This window comes from Streptomyces siamensis (genome assembly GCF_039543605.1).
GTDB lineage: Bacteria > Actinomycetota > Actinomycetes > Streptomycetales > Streptomycetaceae > Streptomyces > Streptomyces siamensis.
Window position 1 is genome coordinate 22,416 of the sequence record NZ_BAABKB010000013.1, and the last position, 21,974, is coordinate 44,389.

General features: G+C 69.8%; 16 protein-coding genes. 9 read left to right on the forward strand and 7 right to left on the reverse strand.

Annotated elements, in window-relative coordinates:
• Window positions 1-5 precede the first annotated feature (5 nt).
• The 4 genes from ABEB03_RS18800 (at window position 6) to ABEB03_RS18815 (ending at window position 5,326) form a co-directional block, all read left to right on the forward strand.
• Window positions 6-2,063 (forward strand): tetratricopeptide repeat protein, encoded by a 2,058-nt coding sequence (locus tag ABEB03_RS18800; RefSeq protein WP_345650855.1) that lies wholly within the window; start codon window positions 6-8, stop codon window positions 2,061-2,063.
• Between the two features lie 74 nt (window positions 2,064-2,137).
• Complete coding sequence (locus ABEB03_RS18805; RefSeq protein ID WP_345650055.1) at window positions 2,138-3,508, forward strand: extracellular solute-binding protein; 1,371 nt, start codon at window positions 2,138-2,140, stop codon at window positions 3,506-3,508.
• Between the two features lie 35 nt (window positions 3,509-3,543).
• The gene (locus ABEB03_RS18810; RefSeq protein WP_425589269.1) at window positions 3,544-4,437 is read left to right on the forward strand and encodes a carbohydrate ABC transporter permease; all 894 of its coding nucleotides are present in this window, start codon (window positions 3,544-3,546) and stop codon (window positions 4,435-4,437) included.
• Window position 4,438: 1 nt separating this feature from the next.
• Entirely contained in the window at window positions 4,439-5,326 is an 888-nt protein-coding gene (locus ABEB03_RS18815; RefSeq protein WP_345650058.1) for a carbohydrate ABC transporter permease, read from the forward strand.
• Here ABEB03_RS18815 and ABEB03_RS18820 read toward each other — a convergent pair.
• Window positions 5,243-7,528, reverse strand: coding sequence for a tetratricopeptide repeat protein (locus ABEB03_RS18820; RefSeq protein ID WP_345650061.1), 2,286 nt, complete (start codon window positions 7,526-7,528; stop codon window positions 5,243-5,245). The two genes, ABEB03_RS18815 and ABEB03_RS18820, sit on opposite strands and share 84 nt — an antisense overlap.
• A 325-nt stretch (window positions 7,529-7,853) precedes the next feature.
• Here ABEB03_RS18820 and ABEB03_RS18825 point away from each other — a divergent pair, with 325 nt between their 5' ends.
• On the forward strand, window positions 7,854-8,483 hold the full coding sequence (locus ABEB03_RS18825) for an XRE family transcriptional regulator (protein ID WP_425589270.1): 630 nt from the start codon (window positions 7,854-7,856) through the stop codon (window positions 8,481-8,483).
• Between the two features lie 164 nt (window positions 8,484-8,647).
• Here ABEB03_RS18825 and ABEB03_RS18830 read toward each other — a convergent pair whose 3' ends face one another.
• Window positions 8,648-9,673 carry an ATP-dependent 6-phosphofructokinase gene (locus tag ABEB03_RS18830; protein WP_028804276.1) on the reverse strand — a complete coding sequence of 342 codons (1,026 nt, stop codon included), beginning with the start codon at window positions 9,671-9,673 and terminating at the stop codon, window positions 8,648-8,650.
• Between the two features lie 288 nt (window positions 9,674-9,961).
• Here ABEB03_RS18830 and pta point away from each other — a divergent pair, with 288 nt between their 5' ends.
• The 3 genes from pta to pyk all read left to right on the forward strand — a co-directional run bounded on the left by pta (window position 9,962) and on the right by pyk (window position 14,851).
• Complete coding sequence (gene pta, locus ABEB03_RS18835; RefSeq protein ID WP_345650069.1) at window positions 9,962-12,052, forward strand: phosphate acetyltransferase; 2,091 nt, start codon at window positions 9,962-9,964, stop codon at window positions 12,050-12,052.
• A complete protein-coding gene (locus ABEB03_RS18840; RefSeq protein ID WP_345650072.1) occupies window positions 12,049-13,344 on the forward strand; it encodes an acetate kinase in 1,296 nt (431 codons plus the stop codon). The genes pta and ABEB03_RS18840 overlap by 4 nt, the downstream gene beginning before the upstream one ends.
• A 73-nt stretch (window positions 13,345-13,417) precedes the next feature.
• Window positions 13,418-14,851, forward strand: coding sequence for a pyruvate kinase (gene pyk, locus ABEB03_RS18845; RefSeq protein ID WP_345650075.1), 1,434 nt, complete (start codon window positions 13,418-13,420; stop codon window positions 14,849-14,851).
• 92 nt (window positions 14,852-14,943) lie between these two features.
• Here pyk and ABEB03_RS18850 read toward each other — a convergent pair whose 3' ends face one another.
• The 4 genes from ABEB03_RS18850 to ABEB03_RS18865 form a co-directional block, all read right to left on the reverse strand.
• Window positions 14,944-16,254, reverse strand: coding sequence for a hypothetical protein (locus tag ABEB03_RS18850; protein ID WP_345650078.1), 1,311 nt, complete (start codon window positions 16,252-16,254; stop codon window positions 14,944-14,946).
• Window positions 16,244-16,813: a DUF6114 domain-containing protein gene (locus ABEB03_RS18855; RefSeq protein WP_345650081.1), complete on the reverse strand. Its 570-nt coding sequence runs from the start codon at window positions 16,811-16,813 to the stop codon at window positions 16,244-16,246. The genes ABEB03_RS18850 and ABEB03_RS18855 overlap by 11 nt, the downstream gene beginning before the upstream one ends.
• Window positions 16,814-16,932: 119 nt before the next feature.
• Window positions 16,933-17,565, reverse strand: coding sequence for a DUF6230 family protein (locus tag ABEB03_RS18860; RefSeq protein WP_028804271.1), 633 nt, complete (start codon window positions 17,563-17,565; stop codon window positions 16,933-16,935).
• Window positions 17,566-18,186: 621 nt separating this feature from the next.
• Window positions 18,187-19,164, reverse strand: coding sequence for a tetratricopeptide repeat protein (locus tag ABEB03_RS18865; RefSeq protein WP_345650085.1), 978 nt, complete (start codon window positions 19,162-19,164; stop codon window positions 18,187-18,189).
• Between the two features lie 313 nt (window positions 19,165-19,477).
• Here ABEB03_RS18865 and ABEB03_RS18870 point away from each other — a divergent pair, with 313 nt between their 5' ends.
• Window positions 19,478-20,104: a TetR/AcrR family transcriptional regulator gene (locus ABEB03_RS18870; protein WP_345650088.1), complete on the forward strand. Its 627-nt coding sequence runs from the start codon at window positions 19,478-19,480 to the stop codon at window positions 20,102-20,104.
• A gap of 104 nt (window positions 20,105-20,208) precedes the next feature.
• Here the strand turns inward: ABEB03_RS18870 and ABEB03_RS18875 are convergent, their stop codons facing one another.
• Window positions 20,209-21,909, reverse strand: a complete 1,701-nt coding sequence (locus tag ABEB03_RS18875) for an acyl-CoA mutase large subunit family protein (RefSeq protein WP_345650091.1) — start codon at window positions 21,907-21,909, stop codon at window positions 20,209-20,211.
• Window positions 21,910-21,974 lie beyond the last annotated feature (65 nt).

Below are 21,974 nucleotides of genomic sequence, written 5' to 3' on the forward strand. Positions count from 1 at the left end.
CACCGATGCCTCCCGCCTCCCGCGACCCGGGGGCGCCGGATCGTGGCACCGGGCATGCCCATGGCCCGGTTCCGGTCGCGACTGCAGACCTCCCTGCCGCTCCCGCCGGATTCACCGGCCGCGAGGACGACCTGGCCCGACTCCTCCCCGCCCTGGACCCCACGGCCGACACGGACATCCCTGTCGTGATCTGCGCGGTCTCCGGCCTGGGCGGCATCGGCAAGACGTCGCTCGCTCTGTACGCGGCGCACAAGGCGGTCCGCGACGGATGGTTTCCCGGCGGGACCCTGTTCGTCGATCTGCGAGGTTACGACGACAACCCAGTCACTGCCGAGCAGGCATTGCTGGCGCTGCTCGACGCACTGGGCGTGCGCGGAACGGACCTGCCCCAGACCACATCCGCCCAGTACGCCCTGTACCGCACCTTGCTCGCACGACGTCCACCGATGCTGGTGATCCTGGACAACGCCTCCGACCCGAGACAGCTCACCCCGCTCGTCCCCGGTACCGAGGGACACCGCGTGCTGGTCACCTCTCGCGACCTGCTCACCGAACTGCCCGCCCGCCTGCTGTCCCTGGACACCCTGACACCGCAGGCCGCGGCCGACCTCATCACCCATGCACTACTGCTGAGCGACGACAGCGACGACCGCCCCAGACGTGAACCCGAGGCCCTGCGCGATCTGGCAGCGGTCTGTGGCCACCATCCACTCGCCCTGCACATCGCGGCAGCGATCCTGCGCAAGCGCCGGCATCGCTCGATCGCCGACTGCGCCGGCGAGGTGCTCGCCCGGATCAAGGCGTCCGACGCCCCGTCGCTCCGTCCGATCTTCGACATCGCCTACGGTCGCCTCCCCGCAGAGCAACAGCGACTGCTGCGTCTCGTCTCGCTGGCGCCCACGGCCGATTTCTCCACCGAAGTGGCGGCAGCCCTGGCCGGGCTTTCCCGGGACCGCGTTCTCACACTGCTGGAGGACCTGTCCTCCGCGCACCTCGTCACTCCCGTCACCTCAGCCGGCTCGGTCCGCTGGCGACTGCACGACTTGGTGCGCGCCCATGCCGCAGACCTGACCGCAAGCGAGCCCGGACCGGCCGAGGAGGTCGGGAGCGCACGGGGACGGGTGCTCGACCACTACCTCCAGTACGCGAGATCCGCCGATGCCCAGCTGGGCAGGTACCAACGGCATCCGGCCCCCGACCTCTTCACGAACAGAGCGGAGGCTCTTGCCTGGCTGAACGCTGAGCGCGCGAGCATTGTCGCCTCGTTCAAGTGGGAGGTGGACAGGTCTCACGCCGAGACGACCGTCCACTTGGCCAGAGCCTTGGACGGCTACTACCTGAACTGGCGTCATCACTACGACGACTGGCTCACGATCGGGACCACTGCTCGCGACGCCGCCTACCTCGTCGGGGACCCCGCCGAGGAGGCCGCCAGTCTGAACAGCCTCGGTTATGCCATGCGCATGCTGGGCGATGTCGAGGCCGCGGTCGACGCCCACACCAAGGCCCGCAGTTTGTACCGGACGACTCAGGATCCGTACGGCGAGGGTCAATCGTGGAACAACCTCGGCACGGCGCTGAAGGACCTCGGGAACCTTGCGGCATCGATCGATGCCCACACGCGCGCCCGCGACCTTCATCAGGCCTCGGGTTACGTGCATGGCGAAGCCATCGCGTGGGAGAACCTGGGCACGGCCTTGGAAGCCGCTGACAGCGTCACGGAGGCGATCGACGCCTACACCCGGGCTCGCGACCTGTATCGAGCGACCGACAACCTGGCCGGTGAGGCAAAGGTGTGGAGCTGCCTCGGTCACGCCCTGCAGGGGGCGAACCGGCCCGGCGAGGCGACAGAGGCGTACATCAAGGCGCTGTACATGCACCTGGAGTTCGAGTCCTGGCACGAGGCCGGCCGCATCGCGCACGAACTGGCCCTCATCCACAAGGCCGCCGACCGCCGCATCGAAGCGCGCACCTACTTCGAGAAGGCCGCCGACGTCTTCGCCCGGGCCGACGCCGACGACGAAGCCGCCCAAGCCCGAGCCGCCGCAAGGTCATTGACCTGACATACGCACACCTCCTAAGTTCACCGAGCAGACAACTCGGCTCGCCCGACAACGATGTCGGTCTGTAGGAGGTCGTGCCCGTGCGCCCCACCGCCGCCCCACTTCTGCTCGCGACAGTGCTCGCCGCCACCACACTCACCGCATGCGGATCCGGGTCGGGGAGTGACCCCGACACCGTGAAGATCTCCTTCAAACAGTCGACCGACAACTCGGTCCGGGTGATGGACACCTACCTGGCCGACATGAAGAAGCAGTTCGAGAAGGCCAACCCGGGCAAGAAGGTCGAGCTCGTCCCGATCAAGGCCCCGGACTCGGAGTACTACACCAAGCTCCAGCAGATGCTCAGGTCGCCCAAGACGGCCCCCGACCTGGTCTACGAGGACACCTTCCTCATCAACTCCGACATCACGAGCGGGTACTTGAAGCCCCTCGACCCCTATCTCGACAAGTGGTCGGGCTGGGGCCAGTTCATCGACACCGCGAAGGCGGCGGCGAAGGCGCAGGACGGGAAGACGTACGGCGTCCCGGACGGCACGGACACCCGCGGCCTCTGGTTCGACAAGGGGATATTCAAGAAGGCGGGCCTGCCCGAGGACTGGCAGCCGAAGACGTGGGACGACGTCCTCTCCGCCGCGCGCACCATCAAGAAGAAGGTCCCCGGCGTCACGCCCCTGAACGTCTACACCGGCAAACCCGCCGGTGAGGCCGCCACCATGCAGGGCTTCGAGATGCTGCTGTACGGGACGGGCGACGGACAGTCCGACCCCCTGTACGACTCCGCCTCGAAGAAGTGGATCGCCTCCGGCCAGGCCTTCAAGGACTCCCTCGGGTTCGTGGAGACCGTCTACAAGGAGAAGCTCGGCCTCGACGTCCCCGACGCCCTGGACCCCAACATCCAGACCCGGATCCGCGGCGAGCTGCTGCCCGAGGGCAAGCTCGGCATCAATCTCGACGGCAGCTGGCTCCCGCAGGACTGGCTGAAGGGGGCCGGGCACGAGTGGCCCGAGTGGTCCCAGAAGCTCGGCCTCGCGTACATGCCCACCCAGCACGGCCAGGCACCGGGCAAGGTGAGCATGTCGGGCGGCTGGACCTGGTCGATCCCGGCCAAGGCGGCCAACCCCGACCTGGCCTTCAAGTTCATCGAGACGATGCAGACCAAGGCCAACGCCCAGAAGTGGTACATCGCCAACTCCGGTATCGCGGTGCGCAAGGACGTCGCCGCCGACCCCGCCTACGTGCAGGCGCAGCCCGGTATCAAGTTCTTCACCGACCTGGTCGCGAGCACGCACTACCGGCCCGCTTACCCGGCGTACCCGAAGGTCTCGACCGCCATCCAGGAGGCCATGGAGAGCGTCACCACGGGTGACAGTTCGGTCGACAAGGCGGCGAGCGGCTACGACGAGGAACTGAAGGCTGCCACCGACAACCAAGTGATCGAGAAGTGAGCGTCGATGCGCACACGGCATCCCCGGTCGGCACGGTGGGCAAGACGTCCGCCCCCGTGCGCCGGGGAGGTCGGCTGCGCTCCCTGACCCGCGCCCTGCCGCTCGCCCCGGCCGTCGTCCTGCTGCTGCTCTTCCTCGCCGGCCCGATCGCCTACTGCGCGTACATCGCCTTCACCGACCTCCAGCTCACCGGCCAGGCCCAGTCGTCCTTCGTCGGCCTGGAGAACTTCCGTGCGGCGTTCCGGGACGACGCGTTCCGCAACGCCGTCTGGCTGACGCTGGTGTTCACGGTGGTGTCGTCGCTGCTCGGCCAGAACACGCTGGGTCTGGCGCTCGCCTCGCTCATGCAGCGTGCGTCCAAGCCCGTCCGCACCGTGGTCGGGGGGATCGTCATCACGGCCTGGGTGCTGCCGGAGGTGGTGGCGGGATTCCTGCTGTACGCCTTCTTCCGCCGCGAGGGGACACTGAACGCCATTCTGGACTGGCTCCATCTGCCCACCCAGAACTGGATGTTCACCCTGCCGATCCTCGCGGTGTCCTTCGCCAACGTGTGGCGCGGGACGGCCTTCTCGATGCTGGTCTACTCGGCCGCCCTGAACGAGATCCCGAAGGAGATCACGGAGGCGGCCGAGGTCGACGGGGCCGGTGGCTGGCGGCGCCTGTGGCACATCACCCTGCCGATGATCCGTCGCTCCATCGGCACGAACCTGATGCTCAACACCCTGCAGACGCTGTCCGTCTTCGGTCTGATCTGGGTGATGACGCGCGGTGGCCCGGGCAACCGCAGCCAGACCCTCCCGTTGTTCATGTACGAGCAGGCCTTCCAGAAGAGCATGATCGGGTACGGGACGGCGGTGGCGCTGCTGCTCCTGGTGGTGGGCTCGCTGTTCTCGCTGGTCTACATGCGTCTGCTGCGGACGGAGGTGTGAGATGGCCGTACCGACTCGCGGGACGACGCTCAAGTCGCGTCGCACCGGGCGGGGTGTGACCCTCAAGTCGCGCCGGACGGGCAGGAGGCTGGCCGCGGACGCCGGGCTCCTCGTCGTGGCGGCGGCGTTCTCGCTGCCGCTGGCCTGGGTGGTCCTGTCCTCGCTGGACGCGCACGCCGATCTGCGGGTGAAGGCGCCGGACGGCCTCACCCTGTCCAACTTCGACGCCGTCCTGAAACCGGACATCACCTTCACCCCCCTGCTCAACAGCCTGATCCTGTGCGGCGGAGGCACCCTGCTCACCGTGGTGTGCGCGGCGCTGGCGGCCTACCCGCTGTCGCGTTTCCGCTCGCGTCTGAACCGCCCGTTCCTCCTGACGATCCTCTTCGCGACGAGCCTGCCGATCACGGCGATCATGGTGCCGGTGTACGCGCTGTTCGTGCAGGTGAATCTGATCGACACCATGCAGGGCACGATCTACTTCTTCGCCGCGTCCCAACTGCCCTTCGCCATCTGGCTGATGAAGAACTTCATGGACGGGGTGCCGAAGGAGCTGGAGGAGGCGGCCTGGACGGACGGGGCGTCCTCCCTCCAGTCCCTGGTGCGGATCGTGCTGCCGCTGATGGGGCCGGGCGTGGCCGTCGTGACGGTCTTCTCCTTCGTCATGATGTGGGGGAACTTCTTCGTCCCCTTCATGTTGCTGCTGACACCGGACCAGATGCCGGCGTCCGTGAGCATCAACGAGTTCTTCGGCAACCGCGGCATGGTGGTGTACGGGCAGCTGGCGGCGTTCTCGATCATCTACTCAACGCCGGTCCTGCTCCTGTACGTACTGGTCGCCCGCCGCCTCGGCGGAGGATTCGCGCTGGGAGGTGCGGTCAAGGGCTGAGACGCCCGGAAAGCCGGGGAGCTGCGGACCGGGCCCGTGCGGGTATCCCCAGCCGGATTCGGCCGGTACGGGCGGTGCGGGCGGTGCGGGCGCCGGCACCTCCGCCTCGGCGAGAGCCCGCGCGGCCCGGTCGGGGGCGTCGGCCTCGGCGAAGGCCCGGGCGGCCCGGAGCCAGCAGTCGCGTGCCTGGTGCGGGACGCCGGCCGCTCCATGGGCCCGCGCGAGGTTCTCCAGGGCCCGGCCGGTGCGGTACCAGTCCTCGAACTCCTGGTAGATCCCCACGGCTCTGCGGTACGACTCGATCGCCTCCCGCACGCGTCCCGCCTGCATCAGCGCACTGCCGAGGTTGTTGCAGGCGATGCCCTCGCGGTGGCGGTCCCCGGTCGCCCTGAACAGTCCCTGGCTGCGGGTGTGGGCGTTGATGGCCGCCTCCGCGCGGCCGTCCTGGGCCAGCGCGAGACCGAGGGTGGTCCAGGCGATCGCCTCGCGGTGCCGGTCCCCGGCCGTGAGCTGGTACAGCGCGAGAGCGCTGTTGAGTGCGTCGATCGCGTCCGCGGGCCGGCCCTCGTCGCGCAGGGCCGCGCCGAGACTGCTCAGGGCGATCGCCTCGCCGTGCCGGTCGCCGGCCAGCTGATAGCGCTGCCGGGCGTGGGTGAGGGCCTCGATGGCGTCCGCCGCCCGGCCCGCGCCGCCGAGGGCGTTGCCCAGATTGCTCCAGGCGGCGGCCTCGCTGCGGTGTTCCCCGGCGTGTTCCGCGGCCTGCTGGGCGGCGCTGCTCACCACGATCAGGTCGTCGAAGTGGCGCCGCCAGTCCAGGTAGACGGCCAGCAGTTCGGCCAGCCGTACCGCCGCGGCGGCGTACCGCTCCTCCTGTGCCCACTGCACGGCCGCCACCAGTCCGGCCCGCTGCTCGTCCAGCCACTCCAGCGCCGCCGCCCGGTCGGCGAACAGCTCGGGCTGCGGCATTCCGTCCAGCCAGCGCAGCCGGGCGTCCGCGGCCTCCGTCCACCGGCAGAAGAACGCGAGCACCCGCGAGCGGGCCGCTTCTCCCTCCTCCGCGAGCGCCGGGTCCCGTCTCACCATGTCGATCCCGAACGCCTTCACGAGGTCGTGCAGCCGCCATCGGCCGCGCTGGGTGCCCCGTTCGACGAGATGGGCGCGAGCCAGTGCCTCCAGGGTCCGCACCGGTGGGCTCTCGGCGCCGATCAGCGCGTTGACGACCTGTGTGGTGACTTCGGGTCCGGGTGCGAGCGCGAGCAGTCCGAGGAGGCGGGTCTGTTCGGGCGACAGCCGGCGGTAGGACAGTTCGAAGGCGGCGCGGACGCTGCGCTCGCCGTCGTCGAGGGCGAGCGGGTCCCGTAACGCGGTCAGTTCGGCCGTGAGTTCGGCGACCGGCTTCGACCGGTCCAGTGCCAGGCGGGCGGCCGCGATCTGGAGGGCGAGCGGCAGGTGCTTGCAGAGGGAGGCGAGCTTCTCGGCGGCCCACGTCTCGTGACGGATCCGGTGGTCGTGGGGATCCGCCAGCCTCAGGGCCCGGTCGAGGAGGTCGAACGCGGCCCGGGGGGTCAGCTCGTCCAGGGGCAGGAGTCTGGCCCCGTGCTGGGGCAGGCGTTCGCGGGAGGTCACCAGGAGGCGGTGGTTGACGCCGCCGCCGGGAAGGAGGAACCGCACCTGCTCCGACAGGCCGACGTTGTCGGCCAGGATCAGCATCGGGCCCCGCTCGCGGGCCCGCTCGGCCAGCGCCGAGCGGTATAGCGCGGCCCGCTCTTCCGCCCTGCTCGGGATGTGCTGGGACGCGGTGCCCAGGGCCCGCAGCAGAGCCTCCAGGGCCTGTTCGGCGCTGACGGATTCCTCGTTGTAGTCGTATCCGTGCAGGTCGATGAAGAGCACACCGCCGGGAAACCAGCCCCGCTCGCACGCCTGGTGCGCCGCCTCCACCGCGAGCGCCGTCTTGCCGATGCCACCGAGCCCCGACACGGCGGTGACGACGACCGTCGCGGGACCGCCGGACGCGGACGGGGCCAGCACGTCCAGCAGCACCCGCAGCTCGCTGTCCCGGCCGGTGAAGCCGCCGACCCGCATGGGCAGCGCGTCCAGCGCGGTGGGCGCCGGCCCGTGCTCGTGGAATTCGGCCTTCGCCGTGAAAGGACCCGTGAAGTTCCCGCCCCGGAAGTCGAGATGGTCCCCGTCGTACTCGGTCATCGTGCTGTCCCCCGTGCCGCCCCCGAACCTCGCCCGACATCACAGTACGCCGCACCGGCCGACCCAACACCCGTGCTGGACAGGCGACTTGGCGATACCGTATGGAGCGCGCCACGACGGAACCGCCGCAGCGGCACCGGGGGGCTTCGGCCGACCCGACGACGGCCGGAACCGTATGTTCCTACAATCCGTGATTGTGGCCGAACAGCCCGTAGTCACCGCTGCACCGTACCCATACTTTGTGCGCGTGCAGCTACCGCAGGCCCATCAGCCCACCCCGCCCTTCAACGCCCCCGCCGCCCGCAGACTGCGGGCGGCGCTCGGCATGGGGCCCGAGCACGTCGCCTACGGCATGCGGGCCTCGTACGGACTGCCGTACGTCACTCCCGACCTGGTCACGGCCTGGGAGCGCGGGATCGCCGCCCCGAGCTCGCCCGAACTCACCGCGCTCGCGGGGGTGCTGTGGTGCTCGCCGGGCGAACTGATCGGGGCGCCGCGCACCCTGCGCGAGCACCGGGTCGCACGGGGGCTGGCGCAGGAGGACGTGGCCCGCGCGGCCGGTCTGGAACTCCTCGCGTACCAGCGGATGGAGGAGTCCGACGCGTGGCGCGGCAACGAGCGGCAGTCGGCCGCGCTCGCCGACATCCTCGAGCTGTCGCTGCCCGACTTCATCACCGTGACGGGGCGCGACGAAAAGCTCGCGGACCTGCTGCGCAGTGCCATGACGACGCGCTGGCAGGCCTATGTGCGACCGGTCGGGAAGATGGTGCCGCTGGACCGGCACCTCCTGGAGGTCGTCCTGGAGAAGATGCACACGGACTATCAGGGGCAGATGGTCGCCACCCTGAGCTGGGGCGGCGGTTCGGCCGCGGCCGACTCCAGCGAGTCGGGACGCGACTTCCTCGACCGGATCGTCGATCGTTTCTGGACGATGGTCCAGGGCACCACCGACTGACACACGCGCCCGCCGCCCCGTGACCGTCACAGCACGGGAACGCCGGAGCCGCGACCGTCAGGACATCGGGCTCACGGCCCGTTCCTCGGCCGCCGGCTCCCGGCTCAAGGTCCCCCGCTCACGGCTCAAGGCACCCCGGCTCCCGGCTCCCGGCTCCCGGACGATCAGAAGACCGACTCGGCCTCGTCCATGCGGTCCTTCGGCACGGTCTTCAGCTCGGTGATCGCCTCGGCGAGCGGCACCATCACGACCTCCGTGCCGCGCAGTGCCGTCATCCTGCCGAAGTCGCCCCGGTGCGCGGCCTCGACGGCGTGCCAGCCGAAGCGGGTGGCGAGGACACGGTCGTACGCGGTCGGCGTGCCACCGCGCTGGATGTGGCCGAGAATGACCGGCTTGGCCTCCTTGCCGAGGCGGCGCTCCAGTTCGCGGGCGAGGGCGGTGCCGATGCCCTGGAAGCGCTCGTGACCGAACTGGTCGATCTCGCCGTGGCCGTAGTCCATGGTGCCCTCGACGGGGTGGGCGCCCTCGGCGACGCAGACGACGGCGAACTTCTTGCCGCGCGAGAAGCGCTCCTCGACCATCGCCACCAGGTGGGCGGGGTCGAAGGCACGCTCGGGCAAGCAGATGCCGTGGGCGCCGGCCGCCATGCCGGACTCCAGGGCGATCCAGCCGGCGTGCCGGCCCATGACCTCGACGACCATCACGCGCTGGTGCGACTCGGCGGTCGTCTTGAGACGGTCCATGGCCTCCGTGGCCACGCCGACGGCGGTGTCGAAGCCGAAGGTGCGGTCCGTCGACGAGATGTCGTTGTCGATCGTCTTCGGGACGCCGACGACCGGCAGGCCGGCGTCCGCCAGCATGCGGGCGGCGGTCAGCGTGCCCTCTCCGCCGATCGGGATGAGGACGTCGATACCGAATTCGCGGGCCATGTCCTGCGCGTTGTCGCAGGCCTCGCGGAGCCGGTCGCGCTGCAGACGCGAGGAGCCGAGGATGGTGCCGCCGAGAGCGAGGATGCCGCCGACCGCGTCGAGGTCGAGGGTGCGGAAGCGGCCTTCGAGCAGGCCGGCGTACCCGTCCTCGAAGCCGATGACCTCGTCGCCGAAGTTGGTGACCGCTCGGTGCACGACCGACCGGATCACTGCGTTCAGCCCCGGGCAGTCGCCGCCTGCGGTGAGAACTCCGATGCGCATCGTGCTGTGTCTCCTGCTCGCTGTTGATGCCGGTGAGCCGATCCGATTGTTTCACGGCTCCCCGGCAGCGTCGCTTCCGTCCTGTGCATCCCGGTCTGCACCTCGTGACCTCGGGTCCGGCGGGCGCCTTATCCAGCCGCGGGGGTATTGTCAAGAGGGTTCTGCTCACCCCGGCGGGCCATTTTTCCGCGCCGTGAAGCGGGCAGGGTCGCGGAGAGCACAGACCGCGAAGGCCGCGAAGACCACGAAGCCCCGAAGTGCACGATCGGGATGAAACGGAGAGCACGCGTGACGCGCAGCGTGTACGTGACCGGAATCGACCGCGGTGACGGCCGCCAGGTCGTCGAGCTGGGGGTCATGGAGATCCTGACCCGCCAGGTCGACCGGGTGGGGGTGTTCCGTCCGCTTGTGCACGACGGCCCGGACCGGCTCTTCGAGCTGCTGCGCTCCCGCTACCGGCTGTCCCAGGACCCGGCGACGGTGTACGGCATGGACTACCACGAGGCGTCCGCGCTCCAGGCCGAGCAGGGCACCGACGAACTGGTGTCGACGCTCGTCGACCGTTTCCACGCCGTCGCCCGCGAGTACGACGTCGTCCTCGTCCTCGGCACCGACTTCGCCGCCACCCAGCTCCCCGACGAGCTGGCCCTCAACGCGCGGCTCGCCAACGAGTTCGCCGCCTCCGTGATCCCGGTCGTCGGCGGTCGCGGGCAGAACGCCGAGTCGGTCCGCGCCGAGACGCGCAACGCCTACCGCGCCTACGACGGGCTGGGCTGCGACGTGCTCGCCATGGTCGTGAACCGGGTGGCGCCCGAGGACCGCGCCGAGATCCTCGAACGGCTCGACTCCCGCCTGCCCGTGCCCTGTTACGTGCTGCCCGACGAGCCGGCGCTCTCCGCCCCCACCGTCGCGCAGATCACCCAAGCCCTCGACGGCAAGGTGCTCCTCGGCGACGACGCCGGGCTGGCCCGCGACGCGCTCGACTTCGTCTTCGGCGGCGCGATGCTGCCGAACTTCCTGCGCGCCCTGACCCCGGGCTGCCTCGTGGTCACCCCGGGCGACCGCGCCGACCTCGTCGTCGGCTCGCTCGCCGCGCACAGCGCCGGCACTCCCCCGATAGCCGGCGTGCTGCTCACCCTGAACGAGCGGCCCAGCGACGAGATCCTCACCCTGGCGGCACGTCTCGCGCCCGGCACCCCGGTCGTCTCGGTGGCCGGGACCTCCTTCCCGACCGCGGCGGAGCTCTTCTCCCTGGAGGGGAAGCTGAACGCCGCCACACCCCGCAAGGCGGAGACCGCGCTCGGCCTCTTCGAGCGGTACGTGGACACGAGCGATCTGCTGAAGCGGGTCTCCGCCCCGAGCAGCGACCGGCTCACGCCGATGATGTTCGAGCACAAGCTGCTGGAGCAGGCCCGCTCCGACAAGCGGCGCGTCGTCCTCCCCGAGGGCACCGAGGAGCGCGTGCTGCACGCCGCCGAGGTGCTGCTGCGCCGCGGGGTGTGCGAGCTGACGCTGCTCGGGCCCGTCGACCAGATCCGCAAGAAGGCCGCCGACCTCGGCATCGACCTCGGCGGATGCCAGATCGTCGATCCGCAGACCTCCGAGCTGCGGGACGTCTTCGCGATGAAGTACGCCCGGCTGCGGGCCCACAAGGGCGTCACCGTGGAGCTGGCGCACGACGTGGTCGCCGACGTGAACTACTTCGGCACGCTGATGGTCGAGGAGGGTCTCGCCGACGGCATGGTCTCCGGCTCGGTGCACTCCACGGCCGCCACCATCCGGCCCGCCTTCGAGATCATCAAGACCAAGGCGGACTCCAAGATCGTGTCGTCGGTCTTCTTCATGTGTCTCGCCGACAAGGTCCTGGTCTACGGGGACTGCGCGGTGAACCCCGACCCGAACGCCGAGCAGCTCAGCGACATCGCCATCCAGTCGGCGGCCACCGCCGAGCAGTTCGGTGTGGAGCCGAGGATCGCGATGCTGTCGTACTCGACGGGCACCTCCGGCTCCGGAGCCGACGTCGACAAGGTGCGCGAGGCGACCGAGCTGGTGCGGCTGCGCCGCACCGATCTGAGCGTCGAGGGGCCGATCCAGTACGACGCCGCCGTCGAACCGTCGGTGGCCGCGACGAAGCTGCCGGAGTCGGAGGTCGCCGGGCAGGCGTCCGTGCTGATCTTCCCGGACCTCAACACCGGCAACAACACCTACAAGGCCGTGCAGCGCTCGGCCGGCGCGATCGCCGTCGGGCCGGTCCTCCAGGGGCTGCGCAAGCCCGTCAACGACCTCTCCCGCGGCGCGCTCGTCCAGGACATCGTCAACACCGTCGCCATCACGGCGATCCAGGCCCAGACCCCCGACCAGAAGGCTTCCCAGCAGTGAGCTCCCATCCGTCGCCCACGACCGCCGCGTCCGGCGGGCCGCGCCCGGCCACCCGTGCCTCGCGCGTCCTCGTCCTCAACTCCGGCTCCTCGTCGGTGAAGTACCAGCTGCTCGACATGCGCGACAGCTCGCGACTGGCGGTCGGCCTGGTGGAGCGGATCGGCGAGGAGACCTCCCGGCTCAAGCACACTCCGCTGACCGGCGGCCGGACCCGCGAGCAGGTCGGCCCCATCGCCGACCACGACGCCGCGCTGAAGGCCGTCGCCACGGAGCTGGCCGCGGACGGGCTCGGTCTGGACTCCGCCGAGCTGGCCGCGATCGGCCACCGGGTGGTGCACGGCGGGCAGCGGTTCACCGAGCCGACGGTCGTCGACGACGCCGTGCTCGCGGAGATCGAGCGGCTCATCCCGGTCGCGCCGCTGCACAATCCGGCGAACCTCACCGGCATCCGCACCGCCATGGCGCTGCGCCCGGACCTGCCCCAGGTCGCCGTCTTCGACACCGCGTTCCACACGACGATGCCGGAGTCGGCGGCGCGCTACGCGATCGACGTGCGGACCGCGGACGAGCACCGCATCCGCCGCTACGGCTTCCACGGGACCTCGCACGCCTACGTGTCCCGCGAGACCGCGAGGCTGCTCGGCAAGGCGCCCGAGGACGTGAACGTCATCGTGCTGCACCTGGGCAACGGCGCCTCCGCGTCGGCCGTGCGGGGCGGCAGGTGCGTCGACACCTCCATGGGGCTCACACCGCTGGAGGGGCTCGTGATGGGTACGCGCTCCGGTGACGTGGATCCGGCCGTCATCTTCCATTTGCAGCGTGTTGGCGGGATGTCCACGGACGAGATCGACACTCTTCTCAACAAGAGGAGCGGTCTGATCGGTCTGTGCGGCGACAACGACATGCGGGAGATACGCCGCCGCGTCGACGAGGGCGACGAGCAGGCCCGCCTCGCCTTCGACATCTACATCCACCGCCTGAAGAAGTACATCGGCGCCTACTACGCGGTCCTCGGCCGGGTGGACGCCGTCGCCTTCACGGCCGGGGTCGGCGAGAACGCCGCGCCGGTGCGCGAGGCGGCCGTCGCCGGGCTGGAGCAGCTGGGCCTCGTGGTCGACGGCGACCTGAACGCGGTCCGCAGCGGTGAGCCGCGGCTCATCTCGCCGCGGGACGCGCGGGTCGCCGTCGCCGTGGTGCCGACGGACGAGGAACTGGAGATCGCCACACAGACGTATGCGCTGGTCGGGGAGAGCGGTGGGAGCGGCGCCGGACTCGGAGAGGGCAACGCCTGAGCGGCCGTCCGCCCATTTGTATCTTCCGCCAGACGGAATATTCCGTAGCGAAACAAACCGATAGGATCGCCCCATGCGCCGTTCGAAAATCGTCTGTACTCTCGGCCCCGCGGTCGACTCCCAAGAGAAGCTGGTCGCGCTGATCGAAGCCGGCATGAATGTGGCCCGCTTCAACTTCAGCCACGGCACGCACGAGGAGCACCAGGGGCGGTACGACCGCGTCCGGGCCGCCTCGGCCGAGACCGGCAAGGCCATCGGGGTCCTCGCCGACCTCCAGGGCCCGAAGATCCGGCTGGAGACCTTCGCCGAGGGTCCCGTCGAGCTGGAGCGTGGTGACGAGTTCACCATCACCGTCGAGGACGTGCCCGGCGACAAGCACATCTGCGGCACGACCTACAAGGGCCTGCCCGGCGACGTGGCCAAGGGCGACCAGGTCCTCATCAACGACGGCAACGTCGAGCTGCGGGTCGTCGAGGTCGACGGCACCCGGGTCAAGACGGTCGTCATCGAGGGCGGCGTGATCTCGGACCACAAGGGCATCAACCTGCCCGGCGCGGCCGTGAACGTGCCGGCGCTCTCCGAGAAGGACGTCGAGGACCTGCGCTTCGCGCTGCGGATGGGCTGCGACATGGTGGCCCTGTCCTTCGTGCGCGACGCCAACGACGTCAACGACGTGCACAAGGTGATGGACGAGGAGGGCCGCCGGGTCCCCGTCATCGCCAAGGTGGAGAAGCCGCAGGCGGTCGAGAACATGGAGGGCGTCGTCGCCGCGTTCGACGCGGTGATGGTGGCCCGTGGCGACCTGGCGGTGGAGTACCCGCTGGAGAAGGTCCCGATGGTGCAGAAGCGCCTCGTGGAGATGTGCCGCCGCAACGCCAAGCCGGTGATCGTCGCGACCCAGATGATGGAGTCGATGATCACCAACTCCCGTCCGACGCGCGCCGAGGCCTCCGACGTGGCCAACGCGATCCTGGACGGCGCGGACGCGGTCATGCTGTCGGCGGAGTCGAGCGTGGGCGCGTACCCGATCGAGACCGTGAAGACGATGTCGAAGATCGTCGTCGCGGCCGAGCAGGAGCTCCTGTCCAAGGGCCTCCAGCCGCTCGTGCCGGGCAAGAAGCCGCGCACGCAGGGTGGTTCGGTCGCCCGTGCCGCGTGCGAGATCGCGGACTTCCTCGGTGGCAAGGGCCTGGTGGCCTTCACCAAGTCCGGTGACACGGCCCGCCGGCTGTCCCGCTACCGCGCGGCCCAGCCGATCCTCGCCTTCACCACGGACGAGGGCACCCGCAACCAGCTCACGCTGAGCTGGGGCGTCGAGTCGCACATCGTGCCGTTCGTGCAGAGCACCGACGAGATGGTCGACCTCGTGGACCAGCAGCTGCAGCAGCTCAAGCGGTTCAACGACGGCGACATCGTCGTGATGACCGCCGGCTCGCCGCCCGGCGTCCCCGGCACCACCAACATGGTCCGGGTGCACCACCTGGGCGAGGGCGGCCACCACGGCTGACCGCCGGGCCCCGTACGCCGCTGAGGGCGCCCCCTGTGACAGGGGGCGCCCTCAGCGTCTTCTGCGGCTCCCGGAAGGGCTCTCGGCGGCGCTCAGTCGGTCGTGTACTGGTGCAGCCCCGGCACGGTCAGCGTGCCGCCGAACTGACCTGCCTGCACGACCTTCACCTTGGTGAAGTAGATGAGCGGGATGTTCAGCGGCGGCGGGTTGTCCGGGTCGAACGTGATCGGGATCAGACCGAGCAGGTTGCCGGAGATGCTCTCCGTGTACATGATCGTCTTGCCGTCGCGGATGGTGGACGTCGAGCCCTTGGCGGCCTGCACGTGGTAGGTCTTGCCGGACTGCTTGTCGTTCACCGTCTGGTGCAGGTCCCCGATGTCCGTGCCGTCGGAGATGACGTACTTCAGGACCCTCTTGGTGCCGCCGTTGGCCGTCTTCACCTTGACGATGCCCTTGTAGTCGGCACCCTTGAGCAGCAGCGAACTGGCGTTCAGGTACCAGGGGTCGTCCGGCAGGGCCACCGGGTTGTCGACACCGCCCTCGTCGTCGGTCGCGACCGGGCAGTCCGAGGCGTCGGTGCTCTCGCTCGCGGACGGGCTGGGCGAGGCGGTCGCCGCGTCGGCGGCCTCCTGCACCTTCTCCGTGGCGTCCGAAGCCGCCTTGGAGGCCGTGTCGGTGGTGTCCTTCACCGTGTCCTCGACCGTCTTGGTGACCTTGTCGGTCGTGTCCTTGACGGTGTCCGAGACGCTCTTGTCGTCCGACGCGGAGGAGTCCTTGCCCGCGCTCGCCGACGCGGACGGCGTGGGGGTGGGGCTCGCCGTGTCGTCGGGCGTGAGGAGGTCCTTGAGGGCGTCGCCGACACCCAGCGGGTCGAGCGGGTTCTTGCTGCTCTCGGACGCGGACGGGGCCGTCGTGGACGCGGCTCCGTCCGAGGAGTTCTGCGAGGCGCTCGCGGAGGACGAGGAGGCGGACGGCGTCGGCTCGGCCTTGTCGTCGGAACCTGAATCCGACGAAGAGGTCGTGTCCGAGGAGTCCGAACTCGACGAGGGCTTCGGTGTCGCCTGGTCCGCGGACTCGCTCGCGCTCGGCGAGGAGGAGGCGGAGGGCGACGCCGTGTCCGACGCGTCCTTGCCGTCCTCGGAGCCCGTCACGGCCTCGACGCACTTCTGGTACTCGTCGGCCGTCAGGCTCTTCGCGGTCGGGTGGTCCTCGGCCTGGGCCAGCGTGGGGGTGAGGCCCATTCCCATGAGGACAGCCGTGGGCATGGCCGCCAGCGCGATCGCCTTGCCGGCCGGCATGTGGAACCTGGTGAACAGCGGCTTCCTTGGGGCCGCGTGGCGCGGCCCGGTTCTCACACGGGACTCGTCCACCTCAGTCCCGTGGGTCACCTCGTCAGCCGGCACTGTGCCTCCCGTTCGCCCCGTTGGTCGGGCTCGTTCCTGACAGATCGTTCGGCTCACCCACACCGTTCGCGGCGATCGCGGGCTCGGCGTCCACGCCCTCCGGGCCGTCCCCCTTGGCGAGGGAGGCCGACGCGGGCCGCTCCTCGGCGGGAGGTGCGCCCGGGGCCCAGGAGACCGCCATCGCGCCGCCGATCATGGCGAACAGGAAGCCGATCAGGAAGCCGCCCAGGTTGGACACCGGGATGGACACCAGGGCCAGCAGGATCGCCGCCACACCAGCGAAGGTGCGGACGTGCTTCTGGAACCAGAGGCTGATGCCCAGCACGACGAGCAGAACGCCGATGATCAGGGAGCCCGCGCCGGCGGTGGTCGCCATCGCGAGCGTCAGGTGACCGATCTGGAGGTTCGCGTACGGGAAGTAGGCGATCGGGAAACCGCCGAGCAGGACGAACAGGCCGGCCCAGAAGGGACGGTCGCCCCTCCAGGTACGGAAGTTCCGCCGGAAGACCCGGAGGTAGTGCTCGTTGTGTCCGGGCGCGGCAGGGGTCTCGGCGCTCATGGAAAACAGCTCCCTGGAACAGCTTTGCTGTGAGAAGTACGCGTGAGTGGTCCGCGTACGGCGGTGCGGAGCGGGGCGGGCGAGGCTGCCGGAGCCTCCTCACCCGCCCCAGGGAGTGCCTAGTAGCACTCCTTGACGCCCTTGGACAGCGACATCTTCAGGCCGCTGAGCTTGAACGTGCCGGCGGTGGTCGCCCACGCCGTCTGCTTGACGTCGGTCAGCGTGGCCGAGTCGGCCTGCTGAGCGAAGCCGTAGGGGTTCGCCGTGTCGCCCTTGGCGATGCCCGGACCCTTGCTGGCGTCCTTGGCCGCAACACCGATGTCGATGCCGCGGAAGGTCGCGTTGGCCTCGAGGTCCTCGACGTCGATGTACAGGTTCTCGGCCTCGACCGGGGTGTCGCCACCGCCGGCCTTGAGCACGAGGCTGACGGACCCGAGCAGCGGGATGTCCGGGGTGACCACGGACTGGCACATGCCCTTGATCGTCGCGGACTTGAACGCCGAGACGGCGACGGGGTGAGCCGTCTTCTTGCCGTCCAGGGTGTAGCCCGAGTCGATGGCTCCGTACTGCGAGAAGCCCGTACCGTCGAGTCGGTCCGCCGTCACCTTGAACGACTGACCGGAAACGCTGAACGACGCGGCGAGAGCACCCTGCGCGAGGGCGACACCTATCGCTGCCGTGGCGGCCACGCTGGGCACCATCACGACCGCGAACCGCTTCCATCTGGTCCCGCCACGCACCTGGGACTCCATATTTCCTCCTTCTCGGACGTACATCTCCTGGCCCTGACTGCCCCGAAGTCGGCGGCTCAGCCGGGCAGGGATGGGAGAAGTGCTACGTCCTCGGGAAGGAGAGCGCCCGTACTCGGAGGTGCGTACAGCACCCGAATCACCGGCGATCACCCCCGAGCGACAACCACTGGTCGCGCCTGACACACATCACGCACAACCTGCTGGACAGGCTCCGCCGAACGGCAGAGACCCCCCTGTCCAAGAGCCGGCGCCACTGCCGTCGGCTCTACTCGGTGGGGACCCAGAAAATCCGTTGACCCGATTGGTTGTCGGGGTACGGGAATGGACCGAGCGTCGCCGATCGTGGTGCATTCTCGCCGCCCGCACAAGGGGGTTCGTTACTCGCTAGTAACGGCCGGATAACCGAACAACGACCCGTCGGTATCGGGCGACGACGCAGGGTGGCATCAGGTGGGGTGACACAACGGTTGATTAGTGGACGGAATCCGACAGATCAACGGCCCTGACTTACTCCAAGTAACAGCGGCCGCGTTTACCAAGATTTGGTAAAGCGCGGCCACGTGTCGACCTGTCGGCCAATCTTTCACCTGGGCATCACAAGCCCCGGCGTTTAGAGACTGGTCAGAACAGAGCCCTGGCCAACGCCCGGCGCGCCGCCACGACCCGCGGATCGTCGGCCCCGACCACCTCGAACAGTTCGAGCAGCCGCAGCCGTACGGCGTCACGGTCGTCACCCGCCGTGCGCTGCACCGTGTCGATCAGCCGCCCGAAGGCGTCCTCCACGTGCCCGCCCACCAGGTCCAGGTCGGCGGCGGCGATCTGCGCCTGCACGTCGCCGGGCTTGTCGGCGGCGTCCTTGCGCACCTGCTGCGGGTCGACGCTCTGCACGCGCTGGAGCAATTCGGCCTGGGCGAGACCCAGTTTGGCCTCCATGTTGGCCGGGTCGTCGCTCAGCACGTTCTTGTACGCCTGGACGGCACCCGCCAAGTCGCCCGCGTCCAGGGCCTGCACAGCGGCTTCGAGGAGCGCGTCGTACGGACCGGCGGGCACCTCGGGCGCGGCCTGGACGTCGCCGGGCGCGGCGTCCGGGTCGACCGTCAGGCCGGTGAGCCCGAAGCGCTGCTCGGCGACCTGGACGAGCTGGTCGAGGGTCCCCCGGATCTGTGCCTCTCCGGCGGCCCCCTGGAAGAGCGGCAGGGCCTGTCCCGCGACCACCGCGAAGACGGCCGGGATCCCCTGGACCCCGAACTGCTGCATCAGCATCTGGTTGGCGTCGACGTCGATCTTGGCCAGGACGAAGCGTCCGGCGTATTCGAGGGCCAGGCGTTCGAGCACCGGGCTGAGTTGCTTGCACGGCTCGCACCACTCGGCCCAGAAGTCGATGACGACGGGCACCTCGGTGGACCGCTGCAGGACATCGCGCTCGAAGCCCGCCTCGTCGACGTCGATGACGAGGCTGGCGGGGGACACGGCCCCTGTTCCGCCGCCCTGCCTGGCCGCTTCCGCGCGCGCCTGCTCCGCCTTCGTCTTGGCCTCCTGGGCCGCCTTCACCGCGGCGAGGTCGACGACTCCGCTCATGGACATGTTCCGTGGCTGCATGAGTACATCCTCCCCCTTCCGCGCGCACGTGTGAAAAGCGTGGTGAAAGCCAGACCTGTTACGTCTTGATCGGGTCCGCTCGGCTACGTCTTGATCGGGTCCGCTCGGCGCCGGGTCCCCACCTGGCGCCAGTGGTGTGTTGGTGTGTCACTGTGGTCGTCGCTCATGCGTGATCATGCTGTGCACGCTTTCGCTACGAGTCGTAGCGTAACTGTCCCGGGGCGCCGCTGTGCACCCTCCCCCGGTGATCTCCCTCACGGCTTCACACAACCGCCGGATTCGGCCATCGAGATTGCCGGATATGGTCACTGACATGCAGAGTCGCACTTCAGCCACTCGTACGGGGCGCCCGCGCAGCGCCGCCGCGGACGCCGCGATCCTGGAGGCGACGCGCGCGGCGCTGGTCGAACTGGGCTGGTCCAAGATGACGTTGGGGGATGTGGCGACGCGCGCGGGGGTCGCCAAGACGACGCTCTACCGCCGCTGGGCCGGCAAGAACGAGCTCGTCGTCGACGCGGTGGCGGTCCTCTTCGACGAGCTGGAGCTCCCCGACCGGGGCAGTCTCGCCGCCGACATCGAGGGTGTGGTGCTCCAGTTCGCGGCGATCCTGGACCGCCCGGAGACGAAGACCGCGCTGATGGCGGTGGTGGCCGAGTCCACCCGCGACGAGCCCCTGCGCGAGCGCATCCGCACCTCGATCGTGGACCGCCAGAAGCGGCTGGTTCTGGAGGGGCGCGCCCGCGCCACCGCGCGCGGGGAACTGCCCCCGGAGACCGACGCGGCCACCGCCGCCCGCACGGCCGACCTGATCTTCGACGTGGTCGCGGGTGCCGTGGTGCACCGCACCCTCGTCAGCGCGGAGCCCGCGGACGAGGAGTGGGTGCACAGCTTCACCCGGGTGCTGCTGCTGGGCCTCGCGGGCGCGTCGGCCCAGCCCTGAGGACTTCCCCGGAAACGGAGCAGGGGTGGCCGGGGGCCGAGCGAACGGCCCCCGGCCACCCCGGGGAAGGGAACCCCCGGCCGGGCCGGGGAGCGAAGAGTGGGTCAGAAGCCCGCCGGCTCCGTGTAGATGCCCCACTCGTCCCGCAGGGCGTCGCAGATCTCGCCCAGCGTGGCCTCCGCCCGGACGGCCTCCAGCATGGGGGCGATCATGTTCGACCCGTCGCGCGCGGCCGCGAGCATCGCGTCCAGCGCCCCGCGCACGGCCGCCTCGTCGCGTGCGGCCTTGCGCCCGCCGAGCACGCGCACCTGCTCGCGCTCCACCTCGTGGCTGACCCGGAGGATCTCCAGGTCGCCGGTGACGGAGCCGTGGTGGACGTTGACGCCGACGACGCGCTTGTCGCCCTTCTCCAGGGCCCGCTGGTACTGGAAGGCGGACTCGGCGATCTCGCCGGTGAACCAGCCGTCCTCGATGCCCCGCAGGATTCCGGAGGTGATAGGTCCGATCGGGTGCTGCCCGTCGGGGTGCGCCCGCAGGCCCCGCTCCTTGATCTGCTCGAAGATCTTCTCGGCGTCGGCCTCGATCCGGTCGGTGAGCTGCTCGACGTACCAGGAACCGCCCAGCGGGTCGGCCACGTTGGCGACGCCGGTCTCCTCCATCAGCACCTGCTGCGTGCGCAGGGCGATCTCGGCGGCCTGCTCGGACGGCAGGGCGAGGGTCTCGTCGAGGGCGTTGGTGTGCAGCGAGTTGGTCCCGCCGAGCACCGCCGCGAGCGCCTCCACGGCCGTGCGCACCACGTTGTTGTACGGCTGCTGGGCGGTCAGCGAGACTCCGGCCGTCTGCGTGTGGAAGCGCAGCCACTGCGCCTTCTCCGACTTCGCGCCGTACACGTCGCGCATCCAGCGGGCCCAGATCCGCCGGGCCGCACGGAACTTGGCGATCTCCTCGAAGAAGTCGACGTGCGCGTCGAAGAAGAAGCTGAGGCCCGGGGCGAAGACGTCCACGTCGAGACCGCGGGACAGGCCCAGCTCGACGTATCCGAAGCCGTCGGCCAGCGTGTAGGCCAGCTCCTGCGCGGCCGTGGCCCCCGCCTCCCGGATGTGGTACCCGGACACGGAGAGGGGCTTGTACGCGGGGATCGAGGAGGCGCAGTGCTCCATGAGGTCCCCGATGAGGCGCAGATGCGGCTCGGGCTGGAAGAGCCACTCCTTCTGCGCGATGTACTCCTTGAAGATGTCGGTCTGCAGGGTGCCGTTCAGGACGGCCGGGTCGATGCCCTGCCGCTCGGCCGCGACCAGGTACATGCAGAAGACCGGCACGGCGGGTCCGCTGATGGTCATCGACGTCGTGACGTCGCCCAGCGGGATGTCCTTGAACAGGACCTCCATGTCGGCGGCCGAGTCGATCGCGACACCGCAGTGCCCGACCTCGCCGAGCGAGCGCGGGTCGTCGGAGTCGCGGCCCATGAGCGTGGGCATGTCGAAGGCCACGGACAGGCCTCCGCCGCCGTTGGCCAGGATCATCTTGTAGCGCTCGTTGGTCTGCTCGGCGTTGCCGAACCCGGCGAACTGCCGGATGGTCCACGTACGCCCTCGGTAGCCGGTCGGATAGAGACCGCGGGTGAAGGGATACTCACCGGGCCATCCGATCCGCTCGAAGCCCTCATATGTGTCCCCGGGCCGGGGACCGTACACCGGCTCCACGGGGTCGCCGGAGAGCGTGGTGAAGTCGGCCTCGCGCTTGCGCGAGGCGTCGTAGCGGGCCTGCCAGCGGCGGCGGCCTTCCTCGATGGCGTCAGCGTCCATGTCTTCGAATTTACTAGGACGTCCTAGTAAATGTCGATGGGGAACCGCCGTACGGTGTCGTACGG